Origin of the sequence: Pantoea sp. paga, from assembly GCF_007558755.1 — a bacterium.
Taxonomy (GTDB): Bacteria; Pseudomonadota; Gammaproteobacteria; order Enterobacterales; family Enterobacteriaceae; genus Pantoea; species Pantoea agglomerans.
The window spans coordinates 168719-184272 of the sequence record NZ_VLTF01000004.1 but is presented as its reverse complement, the minus strand read 5'-3'; the positions used below and the strand labels follow the sequence as shown (position 1 = coordinate 184272).

Below are 15554 nucleotides of genomic sequence, written 5' to 3'. Positions count from 1 at the left end.
CTCATCCTCACATCGTGGCCCACAACGGCGGGACACCCGGCGGTGGTTTGGCGAGGATAGTACCTTATTCGCTGGTGTTAGTCACAGGGGAAGCGCGGGAGAGCAGGCGTCCCGCCGCGCAATTTTATGTGTCAGAGACACGCCGGATTCAGACCGGCAAGTGTCTGACCTGTCTGCGGAAGTGGATCAGGGCTTTGCGCCCATCCACTGGCGGGCAATGTCACGATATTCGCCGGTGGCGGTGCTGAGATGCAGCCACTGATCGACATAGAGCTTCCAGCTGATATCGTCACGCGGAATCATGTAAGCCTTCTCGCCATACTGCAGCGGTTTGTCGGGATTGATCGCACAGAGCGTCGGGTAATGCTGCTGCTGAAAACGCGCTTCAGAGGCATCGGTGATCATCACATCCGCCTTGTTGTCCACCAGCTGCCGGAAGATGGTGACGTTATCGTGGAACAGCGTCAGTGAGGCCTGTGGCAGGTGGCTGTGCACAAAGGCTTCGTTGGTGCCGCCAGCCGGTTCAATCAGCCGCACGTCAGGCCGGTTGAGCTGTTCGATGGTCTGGAAGCGCTCTTTATCGCTGCAGCGCACCAGCGGGATTTTGCCATCCACATCCAGCGGCCGGGCAAACCAGGCGGTCTGCTGGCGTTTCAGCGTGACGGAGACGCCGCCGACGGCGATATCACACTGCTTTGCCAGAAAATCGGGCATCAGGTTTTTCCAGCTGGTTGGCACCCACTCCACTTTCGCGCCGAGCGAGGTAGCCAGCGCGTTCGCCATGCTGATATCCAGCCCTTCATACTGACCATCGGGTCGCAGGTAGCTGTAAGGCTTGTAATCGCCGGTGGTGCAGACCTTAAGCGTTTTAGAACTGAGGATGGTGTCGAGATGAGATTGTGCCTGGACAGCACCGGTGGCCAGCAGCAAAGAGAGGACAATTTTTTTCATTTTGCGTTTTTCTATAATTGTTTTCACAGTGAGTTTGCCTGCCGATGGTGCCATAAACCGGCGCATTGTTGCTTCCACAGCAAAAGTGTTGTGATCAACCTCCCATTTTTCTGCGACCGCAGCGCGCGTAAGCTAAGCGCCATATTCAGGAAATGAGGCAAACGATTCATGAGCAAGATTTTAATTATCGATGGCGGCAAAACCTTTGCCCACTCTAAAGGTGAACTGAACCACACGCTGACCGACGTTGCGGCCAGCCAGCTGCGTGACATGGGGCATGAGGTGTCTGTGACCCTGGCTGACAGCGACTACGTGGTCGCCGATGAAGTGCAGAAATATGTCGATAGCGATGTGGTGATTTATCAGATGCCTGGCTGGTGGATGGGCGAGCCGTGGACAGTGAAGCGTTACATCGATGAAGTCTTTACCGAAGGCCACGGCTCACTCTACGCCAGCGATGGCCGTACCCGTTCTGATGCGGCGAAGAAATATGGTTCCGGCGGTCTGCTGCAGGGCAAAAAATATATGCTGTCGCTGACATGGAATGCGCCACTGCAGGCCTTTACCGACCCGGAGCAGTTCTTTGAAGGCGTCGGCGTCGACGGTCTTTATCTGCACTTCCACAAAGCCAACCAGTTCCTGGGTATGGAAGCGCTGCCGACCTTTATCTGCAACGATGTGATTAAAGCGCCGGACGTGCCACGCGATATTGCCGCTTATCGGACCCATCTTAGTCGCGTTTTTGCGTAAGATGGCTGGGGGATACCCCCTATTTTCCCACGAAAGAGGAATTCGCGAATGTTAACAGTCGTTGCTGAAATTTGTGTCAAACCCGGTCGCCGTCAGGCCGTGCTGGATGCGGTGAAAAAACTGATCCCGCTGGTTTTAGAAGAAGATGGCTGCCATCAGTATGACGCGCTGCTGGACCATCAGGCGCAGGTGCCATGGAAACAGAACTCGCCAGACTCCATTTTTATGCTGGAACAGTGGGAAACGCTGCGTCATCTGGAGCAGCATCAGCAGATGCCGCATATGGATGCGCATCGCGCCATCATTAAAGATGATGTGGTGGATGTGAAGATTCTGGTGCTGGAACCCAGCGCCTGATTCATGCTGAAAGCTTAACCCCTTTTCGGTAAAAGGGGTCAAGGCTGCTGACAAATTCCGGCCACAGTCGCTGTGAGATCGAGCCGGCACAGGGATCAGGGTCAGATCGGAAAAACGCAAAAGCCGTCATCCATGACATGCTCGGCCCGCGCCGTCCCTGGCGCGGGACGTTTTCCTCTTCTGACCCTGGTCCCTGCGCGCTGAGCTAATACGTTGCGGCCAGATGTGCCCGAATGCGTAATTGTCACCCATCTGAACCTCTGTCCTGTGACAGAGGTTTTTTGTTTCTGACAGGCTGGTTCAGAGCAGCTGACGCTGATCAATCTCGGTGCGGAGAAAATCCAGGAAGCAGCCGATGCGCGAAGAGAGCGTGGTGTTACGGTAATAGACCGCATGCACCGGCAACCGCAGCTCGCGGGTTTCAGCGGGGAGAACCGGCACCAGCCGGCCTGCCGCGCAATCTTCCCGGCTGACAAAGTCGGAGAGGCGTGCGATCCCCTGTCCTGCCAGCGCCAGCTGCCGGATGGTTTCGCCGCTGGAGGCAGAGATTGTGGGCTTAATGCGCATGAAATCTCCATCAGGCTGCAGGACCGGCCAGACGTTGAGGGATTCAGGATGGCTGAAGCCGATGATTTGATGCTGCGCGAGATCGGCCACGCTCTGCGGGGTGCCCGCTTTCGCCAGATAGGCCGGACTGGCCATCAGCCGGATCGCACTGCTGCCAAGCATCCGGGCGCGTAGCGTAGAGTCGCGCAGTTCGCCGATGCGAATGGCAATGTCCGTTTGCTGCTCCAGCAGATCGATCAGGATATCGTCGGTATTCAGTTCAAGCTGGATCAGGGGATAGCGGGCGCGGAAATCGTCCACCAGCGGCACAATCACATGCAACATAAAAGGGGTGGCGGCGTTTACCCGCAGCCGTCCTGACGGCATCTCGCGCCGCAGGGCTATCTGCTCTTCGGCCTGCTCAACCGAGGCCAGGATCTGGCGCGCATGCTCCAGAAAAACCTGTCCCTCTTCGGTCAGCGCCAGCCGTCGGGTGGTGCGATGCAACAGGGTGGTCTGCAGCTTGCTCTCCAGCCGGGACAACGCCCGGCTGATGCCCGAACTGGTCTGCGCCAGCTGGGATGCTGCCGCGGTAATGGAACCGCTGTCCACCACCGCCACCCAGGCGCGTAGCTCTTCCAGGGTAATTTTCACAAGGGTTACTGTCTCTGCTCTGAATCTGCCGGGTTCTCTGGGAATGTGCTGGCTGAAGCACAAAGAGAACAGGACGCTTTCGCGTCCTGTTTTTTTACACTTCGATATCGGCCTTGTCGCCTTTTTCCTGCAACCAGTTACGCCTGTCTTCGGAACGTTTCTTCGCCAGCAGCATATCCATCATGCGCAGCGTCTGATCGATATCCTCTTCACTGATGGTCAGCTGTACCAGACGGCGGGTATTCGGATCCAGCGTCGTTTCGCGCAGCTGTAAAGGGTTCATCTCGCCCAGCCCTTTAAAGCGCTGAACGTTAGGTTTACCTTTTTTGCGTTTCAGCTGCTCAAGCACGCCCTCTTTCTCATCTTCATCCAGCGCGTAGTAGACCTCTTTACCGAGATCGATACGGTAGAGCGGCGGCATGGCAACGTAGACGTGTCCGTTTCTGACCAGTGAACGGAAATGTTTCACGAACAGGGCACACAGCAGCGTGGCGATGTGCAGACCATCGGAGTCCGCATCCGCCAGAATGCAGATCTTGCCGTAGCGCAGCTGTGAAAGATCTTCGCTGTCGGGATCGATGCCGATCGCCACGGAAATATCATGCACTTCCTGCGATGCCAGCACCTCATCGGAAGAGACTTCCCAGGTGTTAAGGATCTTGCCCTTAAGCGGCATGATCGCCTGATATTCACGATCGCGCGCCTGTTTAGCCGAGCCGCCTGCCGAGTCCCCTTCGACCAGGAACAGTTCTGTTTTATTCAGATCCTGCGCGGTGCAGTCCGCCAGTTTGCCCGGCAGAGCCGGACCGCTGGTGAGCTTTTTACGCACCACTTTTTTGGCTGCCCGCATACGTCGCTGGGCGCTTGAGATCGCCAGCTCAGCCAGCTGCTCTGCGATCTGGATATTCTGGTTCAGCCACAGGCTGAAGGCATCTTTTACCACGCCAGAGACAAAGGCTGCGCACTGACGTGAAGAGAGGCGCTCTTTGGTCTGCCCGGCGAACTGCGGATCCTGCATCTTCACCGACAGCACATAGGCGCAGCGATCCCAGATATCTTCAGCGGAGAGCTTCACGCCACGCGGCAGAATATTGCGGTATTCGCAGAACTCGCGCATCGCATCCAGCAGTCCCTGACGCAGACCGTTGACGTGAGTCCCGCCCTGCATGGTCGGGATCAGGTTAACGTAGCTTTCAGTTAACAGCTCACCGCCTTCCGGCAGCCACAACAGCGCCCAGTCAACCGCTTCCACATCGCCAGCAAAGCTGCCGACAAAAGGTTTTTCCGGCAGCGTCGGTAAGCCATTCACCGCTTCGCACAGGTAGTCAGTCAGGCCATCTTCGTAGCACCAGGTCTGTTCGGTATTGTTCAGCTTGTCTTTAAAGACAATCTCAACGCCAGGACAGAGCACCGCTTTGGCTTTCAGCAGATGTGATAAGCGTGACACCGAAAAACGTGGGCTGTCGAAGAAGCTTTCATCGGGCCAGAAATGGACGCGCGTGCCGGTGTTGCGTTTAGCAACCGTGCCGGTAACCGTGAGATCCTGGACTTTGTCGCCATTCTCAAACGCCATGTCATAGATTTCGCCATTACGGCGCACCGTGACTTCGACGCGTTTTGACAGGGCGTTAACCACCGAGATACCAACGCCATGCAGGCCGCCCGAGAACTGATAGTTTTTATTGGAGAATTTGCCGCCCGCGTGCAGACGACACAGGATCAGCTCGACGGCAGGCACGCCCTCTTCCGGGTGAATATCCACCGGCATGCCGCGACCATCATCAATAACTTCAAGCGACTGGTCAGCGTGCAGAATCACTTCAACCCGCTTCGCGTGGCCGCCCAGCGCCTCATCGACGCTGTTATCAATCACTTCCTGACCCAAATGGTTGGGCCGCGTCGTATCGGTGTACATCCCGGGGCGACGGCGAACAGGCTCAAGGCCAGTCAGGACCTCAATGGCATCCGCGTTATAGTTAGATTGACTCATCGTAAATGTCTGATTAGAAGGGTGAAATGGGGTGCGATTTCCGCATTACTCAGGGATGATTCAGACCGAGAAAGTCCAGAATCTGCGGGAAATGGCGCTCGAATCCAGTAAATGCATGATTTCCGCCCTCTTCTACCGTGTGACGGCACGCGCTGTAATAGTCGAGCGCCTGACGGTAATCGAGAACTTCATCGCCGGTCTGTTGCAGCAGCCAGAGTAAATCGGGCGCTTCCAGCGGTTCAATCTGCATTACTTTCAGATCGTAAATGTGGCGTGACTCTAACACATATTGCTGGCCGGTGTAGGGATTCTGATTTTCGCCCAGGAAATCCGCCAGCAGCTCAAAAGGCCGCACCGCGGGATTGACGACCACAGCAGGCAGCACAAAGCATTGCGACAGCCAGGTGGCATAATAACCGCCCAGCGAAGAGCCCACCAGCCCCAGCGTTTCGCCGCTGCGGCTCAGTACCAGATCTTCCAGCATTGCGGCGGCATCGGCCGGAAACGTCGGCAGCTGGGGCACGATCATTTCGATCTCCGGATGCTGCGCCTCTAACCATTGCCGGAACTGCGTCGCCTTAGCCGACTGCGGCGAGCTGTTAAAACCGTGCAGATAGAGTAATGCCGCCACGCGTCAGTATCCTTCTGAGTCTAAATCGGGACGAAAAGCGTCGGTGTCGAGCCGGTTAACCTCGGTCTCAAGACCGCCATCCGGATACAGCGTGAACCAGCGCCAGCCTGGTGCCACGGTATCGATCGTAAAGCTGGTGCAGTGCGGTTTGAACTGAACGCAGGTTGAAGGGGTGGCCAGCACACGACGACCGTGCCACTCAAGGTCCAGCTCCTGGTGAATATGACCACAGACCAGCGTCCGGGCTAACGGGTAATGCTGTAACACCGCATCGAGCTGATGTGAGTTGCGCAGGCTGTGCTGATCGAGCCAGGTACAGCCAGAGGCCAGCGGATGGTGGTGCAGCAGGACCAGCGTATGACGTTGCGGATAGCGGGCCAGCGCGTTATCGAGCCACTCCAACTGATAATCGCTCAGCATCCCGTGCGGCACACCTGAGACCTGGCTGTCCAGCAACACAATCTGCCACTGCTCGCCCACCAGCACCTGCTTGTGGGCATTGATATGAGCGGCTGCCAGCGTGTCGAACATCGCGGGCTGAAAATCGTGATTACCGGGCAGCCAGACGCAGGGCCGGGGCAAACGTGAGATGCCCTCAGCAAAATGCTGATAGGCTTCGATAGAGTGATCCTGGGCGAGATCGCCGGTGGCGATAATCAGGTCGTAGTCACGATGTTGCGCAATAATCGCATCCAGCACCGCTTTATAGCTCGACCAGGTGTTCACCCCAAGCAGCGATTCATGTTTTCCCGCGAACAGGTGGGTATCCGTGATTTGCAAAATCCTGATTTCGGAACCGTTCGCTGCAGGAAGAGTTAGCAGGCTATCCAAAGCGTTTCCTTCGTCTCCACGCCATTTACTGCATTATACGCATCAGCAGACCGGAACTGCCATCGCACCATGTGCCAGGCAGTAGCGCAGCCAGTCTGCGAGAAACTGGTTTATCTGATGTTTTTCATCGCGCTGATGCAATTTTTTATTAGGATAATCATAGCGCGCTTTGAAACGATAGATCTGTTGAGTTGAACACACTTCGGCGACCATCGCATCGTGATAGAGCCTTACCGACATCGAGGGCAGACTCCAGTAACTCACGGCAGGCGCGACCTGGCGGATCTCCACCAGCGTGGTGTAGCGTGTCGACTCCTGAATCGTCAGTTGATAACGGGCGCCACTCACCTGATAGATCACCGATTCTCCCGCCTCATCGTTACGCGGCAGCAGGCGGCGTAACTGGGCGAAATTGGTTTCGCAGAGCCGCATCATTTCGGGAAAGTCAGGGGTATAGCGCTGTTTCATTTTTGTATCCACTCTTCGCGTAGTTTCTCATGGTGCAACGCCAGCCATTGCAGGGCGATGACAGACGCCGCATTGTCAATTATCCCCTCTTCCACCCAGCGGTAAGCCTGTTCGCGGCTCACCACATGGACAAGAATATCCTCATTCTCTTCCTCCAGACCATGGCATCCCTCTGCCTGGCTGGCATCCACTTCCCCAATCAGCACCGACAGACGTTCGCTGGTGCCGCCAGGGCTGGCCAGATAGTTAAGCAGGGGCTTAATCCGGCCGACCTCTAATCCTGCTTCTTCAACGGCTTCACGGCGCACGACCTGCTCGACAGATTCACCGGGCTCAATAATGCCGGCGACCATCTCCAGCAACCAGGGCGAAACACTGCTGTCATAAGCCGGGATGCGGATCTGTTCAATCAGCACCACTTCATCGCGTAAGGGATCATAAGGTAGCAGCACGGCGGCATGTCCGCGCTCAAAAACTTCGCGCTGTACTTCTCCACTCATTTCGCCGTTAAACTGGCGGTGGCGGAAGCGATAACGTACGACGGAAAAAAAACCATCATAGACGGTTTCGCGTGCAATAATTTCTACATCGTTTTTTGTGAAAGTCACAGGGGATTTTTTTTCTTCCGGCATCATCAGGTTCCTTATGCAGATTGAGGTGGAGCGAAAAAAGCCTGTAACCGTGCTCCATGTAAGTGGTTCTTTCTGAATTATTTACGTAAATTAGGGGGAGAAGGCACGTTCAGCCAACTTATCTCACAGTTGCCCTCTGCTAGAATCGGCGATAATTTTTTGGCTTACCCGGCAGCGCACCCACTGCAATTTGCTGCAACAAAAGGAATGCAAATGAAAAAACTGCTCCCATTTTTTATTGGGCTGAGCCTGGGCGGTTTCAGCTTCGCCAGCCAGGCCGAAGACCTGCTTCAGGTTTATCAACAAGCACGTCTGAGCAACCCGGATCTGCGCAGCGCCGCTGCCGATCGCGATTCTGCCTTTGAGAAAATCAACGAAGCGCGTAGCCCATTATTACCCCAGCTCGGCCTGGGTGCAGACTACACCTATAACAACGGCTATCGCGACAGTAGCGGTCTCCATTCCAACACGACCAGCGGCTCGCTGCAATTAACCCAGACTATTTTCGACATGTCGAAATGGCGCGCACTGACCCTGCAGGAAAAAGCTGCCGGTATCCAGGATGTGACCTATCAGGTGGCGCAGCAGGATCTGATTCTGAATACCGCGACCGCCTACTTCAACGTGCTGAAAGCGATTGATACCCTTTCTTACACCGAAGCGCAGAAACAGTCGATCTATCGCGAACTGGATCAAACCACCCAGCGCTTTAACGTTGGCCTGGTTGCCATTACTGATGTACAGAACGCCCGTGCGCAATATGACAGCGTGCTGGCTAACGAAGTGACCGCGCGTAATAACCTCGATAACAACGTGGAAACGCTGCGTCAGATTACCGGCATGGACTACATGTCGCTGGCTTCTCTGAGTATTGATCGCTTCAGAACCGATAAGCCCGAACCGGTCAGCGCGCTGCTTAAGCAGGCGGAAAGCCGTAACCTGTCGCTGCTCTCTGCGCGTCTGAACCAGGATTTAGCCCGTGAGCAGATCCGCTCAGCTGAAGCTGGTCACATGCCGACGCTGGGTCTGACGGCCTCTACCGGCATGTCGAACAGCAAATATGGCGGCAGCCGTGCGAACCAGAGCCAGGGATCTACTGACTCGATTACCGGTTCTAACCAGGTGGGTCTGAGCTTCTCGCTGCCACTCTATAGCGGCGGCAGCGTCACCTCTCAGGTGAAACAGGCACAGTACAGCTTCGTCAGCGCCAGTGAATCACTGGAAAGCGCGCACCGCTCTGCGGTTCAGACAGTCCGCTCATCGTTTAACAACGTGAATGCTTCTATCAGCAGCATCAACGCTTATAAACAGGCCGTGGTCTCTGCGCAAAGCTCTCTGGATGCGTCAGAAGCGGGCTATCAGGTTGGTACGCGTACTATCGTTGATGTGCTGGATGCAACCACCGTGCTCTACAACGCTAAGCAGCAGCTCTCCGATGCGCGCTATAGCTATCTGATTAACCAGCTGAATATCAGCTATGCGCTGGGTACGCTCAATGAGCAGAGCCTGCAGAAACTGAACAGCCAGCTGGGTAAAGAGATCCCGACGTCACCGGAAACGGTAGCACCGGAAAATGCACAGCAGACCGCGCGCGTGGATAGCGGTCCGGCAGCAACCGGCTCTTCTGAGGCAGCGCGTCCTGCGGCTCGCCACAGCAGCGGTAATCCTTTCGGTAATTAATGAGCGGACGGGCTGCTTTGCGGCCCGTCTCTCTGTTGAACGTATAACTAAGTAAAGATCCCTGTTGTACCAGGCCTCCAGCTTCAATTTTACCCCCCCATCCCCTATTCTATGCGCTACCTTTGGGCACAGGATAATCATAATGAAACGCACAAAATCTATTCGCTATGCCGCTTTTCGCAAAAGCTGGCAGGCACGCCATTTAACGCCCGTTGCTATCGCCGTTTCGGCGGTATTTATGCTGGCTGGCTGTGAACAGAACGACGAAACAGTTTCGATGTACCAGAATGCCGATGACTGTTCAAAAGCCAATCCGGGCCAGAGTGCGCAATGTACTACCGCATTCAATGAAGCCAGAAAAGAGGCGGAACGCACCGCGCCAAAATATGCCACGCGTGAAGATTGTGTCGCTGAATTTGGTGAAAACCAGTGTCAGCAGACACCGGCTCAGGCGGGCGTGGGCACCACTAATGCCGAATCGCAGCAGAGTGGCGGCAGCTTCTGGATGCCACTGATGGCAGGTTACATGATGGGCCGCATGATGGGCGGTGGTTCGGGCTTTGCACAGCAACCGCTCTTCTCTCCAAAAAATGCCCGCAGCCCGGCCAATGGTCAGTTTGTTGATGCATCAGGCCGCAATTATGGTGCAGCAACATCCGGCAAAAGCATGACCGTGCCGAAAACGGCGCTGGCACCAAAACCGGCTACCACCTCCACCATTACCCGTGGTGGCTTTGGTGAAACCGTCGCGAAGCAGAACAGCATGCAGCGTAGCAGCGCCAGCGGCACTTCCAGCCGTTCAATGGGAGGCTAACGCCCCGATGGAACGCATTGCCATTTCAGAGCGCCCAGGCTGGCGCGAAAAAGCCACCGAGTTCGGTTTTCGTTTTCACACCATGCATGGTGAACCCTACTGGTGTGAAGATGCTTATTACCAGTTCACGCTGGCGCAAATCGAGCATCTGGAAGATGTGACCGCTGAATTACATCAAATGTGCCTGCAGGTGGTGGAAAAAGTGGTTAACAGCGAAGCGCTGCTGACTAAATTCCGCATCCCCAAACACACCTGGGACTTTGTGCGCGATTCATGGCATCAGCGTCAGCCTTCGCTTTACTCTCGTCTGGATCTCGCCTGGGATGGCAAAGGCGATGTAAAGCTGCTGGAGAACAATGCCGATACGCCGACCTCGCTGTATGAAGCGGCATTTTTCCAGTGGCTGTGGCTGGAGGACCAGCTCAACGCCGGTCAGCTCCCCGCAGGCAGCGATCAGTTTAATAGCCTGCAGGAAAAGCTGATTGAACGCTTTGCCGCGTTACATCAGCAGCACGGCTTCAACTGGCTGCACTTCGCCTGCTGCCGTGATACCGACGAAGATCGCGGCACCGTGCAATATCTTCAGGATTGCGCCACCGAAGCGGGACTCCCGAGTGAGTTTCTCTACATGGATGAAATTGGACTGGGCGAAAAAGGGGAATTTACCGACGCCCAGGATCAGGTGATTAGCAACCTGTTCAAGCTCTATCCGTGGGAATTCATGCTGCGTGAGATGTTCTCCACCAAGCTGGGCGATGCTGGCGTGCGCTGGCTGGAACCGGCCTGGAAAAGCATTATCTCGAATAAAGCCTTGCTGCCGTTGCTGTGGGAGATGTTCCCGAATCACCCTAACCTGCTGCCCGCCTGGTTCGCGGAAGATGACGTGCCGCACATGGACAAATATGTGGTTAAGCCGCTGTTTTCACGTGAAGGTGCCAACATCCGCATCGTGGAAAATGGTCAGGAGATCGCCCGCGTCGATGGACCCTGTGGCGAAGAAGGAATGATCGTCCAGCAGTTCCATCCGCTGCCTAAGTTTGGCGACAGCTATACGCTGATCGGCAGCTGGCTGATTGACGATCAACCGGCCGGTATCGGCCTGCGGGAAGATCGCGACCTGATCACGCAGGATCTTTCCCGTTTCTATCCGCACGCTTTTATCGGTTAATGCACCGCGATAATAACAGGCCAGCTTCTGGCCTGTTTTCTTCTGGCTTCCCTAACCTACCTGAACCGACAACATGCTGATCGCACCTATCTCCATGCCATCAACCGGAATGCTGATGGCGTCATCCGGCTGACGTGCGCCAAGTACATAGAGCAGCGGCAGATAGTGCTCAGGTGTCGGATTAGAAAGCGCCGCACCAGGATGATCCATAAAGTTAACCAGCGGATGAGAAGCAGCATCGCTCTGCACTGCCAGGTTATCGCGCACGAACTGTTCAAAACTGCTGGCCCATGGATAAACTTCGCTGTTGCCATCCCAGCGCACTTTACGCAGGTTATGTACCACGTTGCCGCTGGCGACAATCATCACACCCTGATCGCGCAGTGCAGCCAGTTTCTGGCCCATCTCAAAGTGCCATGCCGCGGGTTTGGTGCCATCAATGCTTAGCTGCACCACCGGAATATCGGCATCCGGATAAATCTTGATCAGCACACCCCAGGAACCATGATCCAGTCCCCACTTGTGATCCAGCGTCACCGCAACGGGCGCTAACTGTTCCACCAGCTGCTGCGCCAGTTCAGGCGATCCCGGTGCCGGATAGCGCGTATCAAACAGCGCCTGCGGAAAGCCACCAAAATCATGAATGGTCTCAGGCTGTGCCATTGCCGTCACGGCGGTGCCACGCGTATACCAGTGCGCCGAAACCGCAATAATCGCGCGTGGACGTGGCAGAGTATCGCCCAGGTGACGCCATGCGGCGGTATAGCGATTCTCTTCAAGGGCATTCATCGGGCTGCCGTGACCCAAAAACAGCGCTGGCATTCGTAACTGGCTCATGTGATCCCCGGGATCGAGTATTTGATAGCCATTACGATACGCGCATCCACTGCTTTATCACGCGGATAACCATGATGGTGATCATCAGGAAATTTGAATGAAATTTAACGTGGCGGGTTTAACAGAGCCTTCGGCATGAAGGAGAGAGGAGAAGTCAGCGGTCAGGCCGCGCCATCCCGGGCGTCAGGAAGAAAAACAGGCCCGGGAGGGGCCTGTTTATCGCGGCAGCCAGATTAGCTGGCGTGGCGTGTTTCGTGCGCGCGACGCCAGGCGATCAGATCTTCGATGGTCACCACCGGCATGTTGTGCTGACGGGCGAACGCAATCGCTTCTGGCGCATGGGCCATGGTGCCATCATCGTTGGTCAGTTCGCACAGCACACCTGCGGGCTTAAAGCCGGCCAGGGTGACTAAATCAATAGTCGCTTCGGTATGCCCGCCACGGGTTAATACGCCGCCTTCACTGGCACGCAGCGGGAAGACGTGACCAGGGCGATGCAGATCGGTGGGTCTGGCATTGTCGGCAATGGCGGCGCGGATGGTGGTGATACGATCCTGCGCGGAGACGCCCGTGGTGACGCCTTCTGCGGCCTCAATGGTCACGGTGAAGCCAGTGCCGAAAGAGCTGGTGTTGTTTTCCACCATCATTGGCAGATCGAGCTGCTGGCGACGCGCTTCGGTCAGGCAAAGGCAGACGATGCCGCTGCCGTGACGGATAGTCAGTGCCATCTGTTCAACGGTCATGGTTTCTGCGGCGAAGATCATGTCGCCTTCGTTTTCGCGATTTTCATCGTCGAGTACCATCACACCGCGTCCCTCACGCAGGGCGGCGATAGCACGTTCTACACGCTGTTCAGGCGTGCCAAATTCAGAAAGTAGCGTCTGATTCATGGTAATTAAAAACCTTAAAATGTATGGGTTACCAGAATCAGGGCGTGCTTAGGAGTGACGTCAAAAAGACGTGGCAATAACGTGAAGCAGACACAATTGTCCGACAGATGTCGTTACCCTCTCCCATCCGGACTGTAACCGTCGGCCCCGGAATTACACCGGATCTGCTGACCTTTACCTCTCTTTTCATCAAGATAAAGCGCTCGCGGGCTTTCAGCCGAAGCTGATTTACCGCCGGTGGGGAATTGCGCCCCGCCCTGAGAATAAGCACTTTAACTATAACGCCGATCGTTTGAGGCGGCAATCATCAATAGCGCAATTGCTTTTGCATTTCCTGCGTTACCGATTTGAGGTTTATCCTTTTCATTTCTGGCATTACACTTAACACTTATTACGTTGGTAAACACGCTGACACAGCTCCCCGTAACCAGGAAATCATCATGATCGACACGAAAAAAATTGAACAACTTGCCCGTCAGGTTCACGAAGCGATGCCTAAAGGTGTTCGTGAGTTTGGTGATGATGTCGAAAAGAAAATTCGTCAGGTTCTTCAGGCGCAGCTGACCCGGATGGATCTGGTCAACCGTGAGGAGTTTGATGTGCAGACGCAGGTATTACTGCGTACACGTGAGAAGCTGGCGGCGCTGGAGCAGCGTCTGGCGCAGCTGGAAAGTCAGGGGTCATCAGCCGGTACGCCGCCGACGGCAACCGCACCGGTAACGCCTGTTGCTGCAACCACACCATCAGCCGCCGTAGCGACCTCACCCGCAGCTTCGCCGTCACCGGTTGCAGACGTGGTGAAACCCGTCGCGGACAACAAGCCAGAATAAGCCTTTAAGCGGGAGCGCGGCTCCCGCTTACGCCGCGCTTTAGCTGCCGCGGATGGTTTTGATAATGTTGGTAGTAGAGATACCATCTTCGAAGTTCAGCACCTGAACGTCGCCGCCATTTGCCCACACTTCTTTGCTGCCCGCGATATCTTCCGGCTTATAATCTCCCCCTTTGACCAGCAGGTCAGGGAGAATGCCCGCAATCAGCCGCTGCGGCGTATCCTCTTCAAAGACCACCACCCAGTCGACCGCTTCCAGCGCGCCCAGCACGATCATCCGGTTTTCCTGTGGGTTCACCGGACGGCTTTCGCCTTTCAGACGTTTAGTCGACGCATCGCTGTTCACCGCGACAATCAGTCGATCGCCGAGCTTGCGGGCATTTGCCAGATAGGAGACATGACCGGCATGCAGAATGTCGAACACGCCGTTGGTCATTACCACTTTTTCGCCACGGCGGCGGGCCATCTCCACGGCGGCTTTTAACTGCGCTTCGGTCATGATGCCGAACCCCTGTTCCGGGCGGGCGTGAATCGCATTTTCCAGCTCAACGGTGCTGACGGTAGACGTACCCAGTTTACCCACCACCACACCCGCAGCCGCGTTGGCCAGGAAACAGGCTTCTTCCAGCGAGTCACCGGCCGCTAATGCCGCCGCCAGCACGCCAATCACCGTATCGCCCGCACCGGTCACGTCATAGACTTCCTGTGCCTGGGTGGGCAGATGCAGAGGCGCTTTGCCCGGCTGCAGCAGCGTCATGCCATTTTCTGAACGGGTCACCAGCAGCGCGGAGAGGTCAAAATCGGCGATCAGCTGGGTGCCACGCGCCACGATCTCCTCTTCGTTTTTGCATTTGCCGACCACGGCTTCAAATTCAGAGAGGTTCGGCGTCAGCAGCGTCGCGCCACGGTAGCGCGCAAAATCGGTGCCTTTCGGATCAATTAATACCGGTACGCCCGCTTCGCGCGCCAGAGTAATCATAGTCTGCACGCTGGAGAGCGCGCCTTTGGCATAATCGGATAGCACCAGCGCACCCGCGGCGGCCAGTGAATCACGCATTTTCTGGTGAATCGGCTCCGGATCGACCTGATCAAAGCCCTCTTCAAAATCGAGACGGATCAGCTGCTGATTACGGGAAAGCACGCGCAGTTTGGTAATGGTCGGATGGCTTTTGACCGCCACGAAGTCACAATGCACGTTGACGTCTTTCAGCGTGTTACTCAACACTCGCGCCGCATCATCTTCGCCAGTCAGGCCAATCAGGCGCGACGCGGCACCGAGTGCTGCAATGTTCATCGCCACGTTTGCCGCGCCGCCAGGGCGCTCTTCAACCGTGTCCACTTTCACCACCGGAACCGGCGCTTCAGGGGAGATACGGCTGGTTGGGCCATACCAGTAACGATCCAACATTACATCGCCAACAACCAGCACTGAGGCTTGGCCGAACGCGGGCAGAGTCACTTTCATTCCAGACACTCCAGACTGCATTAAAAATAGTGCGCGGATGATAGCACAGTTGCGATTTGTG

At 55.8% G+C, this 15554-nt stretch carries 16 protein-coding genes and 1 riboswitch; of the genes, 6 read left to right on the top strand and 10 right to left on the bottom strand.

The genetic code is table 11. The features are described 5' to 3' along the window. Positions 1-186 precede the first annotated feature (186 nt). The gene (locus tag FOV68_RS13495) at positions 187-1005 is read right to left on the bottom strand and encodes a transporter substrate-binding domain-containing protein (protein WP_143991118.1); all 819 of its coding nucleotides are present in this window, start codon (positions 1003-1005) and stop codon (positions 187-189) included. Between the two features lie 114 nt (positions 1006-1119). Between FOV68_RS13495 and FOV68_RS13490 the strand changes: the two genes are divergently transcribed. Beyond that, the gene (locus FOV68_RS13490) at positions 1120-1701 is read left to right on the top strand and encodes an NAD(P)H-dependent oxidoreductase (protein WP_010249028.1); all 582 of its coding nucleotides are present in this window, start codon (positions 1120-1122) and stop codon (positions 1699-1701) included. Positions 1702-1749: 48 nt separating this feature from the next. After that, complete coding sequence (locus FOV68_RS13485) at positions 1750-2058, top strand: putative quinol monooxygenase (RefSeq protein ID WP_031590861.1); 309 nt, start codon at positions 1750-1752, stop codon at positions 2056-2058. A 300-nt stretch (positions 2059-2358) separates the two neighbouring features. On the opposite strand, the gene FOV68_RS13480 is transcribed toward FOV68_RS13485, so the two are convergent. The 6 genes from FOV68_RS13480 to nudF all read right to left on the bottom strand — a co-directional run bounded on the left by FOV68_RS13480 (position 2359) and on the right by nudF (position 7810). Next, a complete protein-coding gene (locus tag FOV68_RS13480; RefSeq protein ID WP_064703159.1) occupies positions 2359-3258 on the bottom strand; it encodes a LysR substrate-binding domain-containing protein in 900 nt (299 codons plus the stop codon). A gap of 94 nt (positions 3259-3352) precedes the next feature. After that, complete coding sequence (gene parE, locus FOV68_RS13475; RefSeq protein ID WP_010249031.1) at positions 3353-5248, bottom strand: DNA topoisomerase IV subunit B; 1896 nt, start codon at positions 5246-5248, stop codon at positions 3353-3355. A gap of 49 nt (positions 5249-5297) precedes the next feature. Then, positions 5298-5879, bottom strand: coding sequence for an esterase YqiA (gene yqiA, locus FOV68_RS13470; protein WP_069025388.1), 582 nt, complete (start codon positions 5877-5879; stop codon positions 5298-5300). A 3-nt stretch (positions 5880-5882) separates the two neighbouring features. Next, positions 5883-6710: a 3',5'-cyclic-AMP phosphodiesterase gene (gene cpdA, locus FOV68_RS13465; RefSeq protein ID WP_022623882.1), complete on the bottom strand. Its 828-nt coding sequence runs from the start codon at positions 6708-6710 to the stop codon at positions 5883-5885. 42 nt (positions 6711-6752) lie between these two features. Beyond that, positions 6753-7178, bottom strand: a complete 426-nt coding sequence (locus FOV68_RS13460; protein ID WP_008925735.1) for a DUF1249 family protein — start codon at positions 7176-7178, stop codon at positions 6753-6755. Further along, positions 7175-7810, bottom strand: coding sequence for an ADP-ribose diphosphatase (gene nudF / locus FOV68_RS13455; protein WP_031590867.1), 636 nt, complete (start codon positions 7808-7810; stop codon positions 7175-7177). Before nudF ends, FOV68_RS13460 begins: the two co-directional genes overlap by 4 nt. Positions 7811-8023: 213 nt before the next feature. Here nudF and tolC point away from each other — a divergent pair, with 213 nt between their 5' ends. The 3 genes from tolC (at position 8024) to FOV68_RS13440 (ending at position 11472) form a co-directional block, all read left to right on the top strand. Further along, entirely contained in the window at positions 8024-9490 is a 1467-nt protein-coding gene (tolC, locus tag FOV68_RS13450) for an outer membrane channel protein TolC (RefSeq protein WP_010249035.1), read from the top strand. Between the two features lie 142 nt (positions 9491-9632). After that, positions 9633-10304, top strand: a complete 672-nt coding sequence (locus tag FOV68_RS13445; RefSeq protein WP_143991054.1) for a DUF1190 family protein — start codon at positions 9633-9635, stop codon at positions 10302-10304. A gap of 7 nt (positions 10305-10311) precedes the next feature. Continuing rightward, positions 10312-11472, top strand: a complete 1161-nt coding sequence (locus FOV68_RS13440; RefSeq protein WP_143991053.1) for a glutathionylspermidine synthase family protein — start codon at positions 10312-10314, stop codon at positions 11470-11472. A 51-nt stretch (positions 11473-11523) separates the two neighbouring features. On the opposite strand, the gene ygiD is transcribed toward FOV68_RS13440, so the two are convergent. Then, the gene (gene ygiD / locus FOV68_RS13435) at positions 11524-12309 is read right to left on the bottom strand and encodes a 4,5-DOPA dioxygenase extradiol (protein ID WP_143991052.1); all 786 of its coding nucleotides are present in this window, start codon (positions 12307-12309) and stop codon (positions 11524-11526) included. 233 nt (positions 12310-12542) lie between these two features. After that, positions 12543-13199, bottom strand: a complete 657-nt coding sequence (gene ribB, locus FOV68_RS13430; protein ID WP_031590879.1) for a 3,4-dihydroxy-2-butanone-4-phosphate synthase — start codon at positions 13197-13199, stop codon at positions 12543-12545. 111 nt (positions 13200-13310) lie between these two features. After that, positions 13311-13468: riboswitch (FMN riboswitch) on the bottom strand. A 171-nt stretch (positions 13469-13639) separates the two neighbouring features. Here ribB and FOV68_RS13425 point away from each other — a divergent pair. Beyond that, positions 13640-14029: an accessory factor UbiK family protein gene (locus FOV68_RS13425; protein ID WP_033772624.1), complete on the top strand. Its 390-nt coding sequence runs from the start codon at positions 13640-13642 to the stop codon at positions 14027-14029. 39 nt (positions 14030-14068) lie between these two features. On the opposite strand, the gene hldE is transcribed toward FOV68_RS13425, so the two are convergent. Beyond that, a complete protein-coding gene (hldE, locus tag FOV68_RS13420; protein ID WP_010249049.1) occupies positions 14069-15493 on the bottom strand; it encodes a bifunctional D-glycero-beta-D-manno-heptose-7-phosphate kinase/D-glycero-beta-D-manno-heptose 1-phosphate adenylyltransferase HldE in 1425 nt (474 codons plus the stop codon). Positions 15494-15554: the final 61 nt, after the last annotated feature.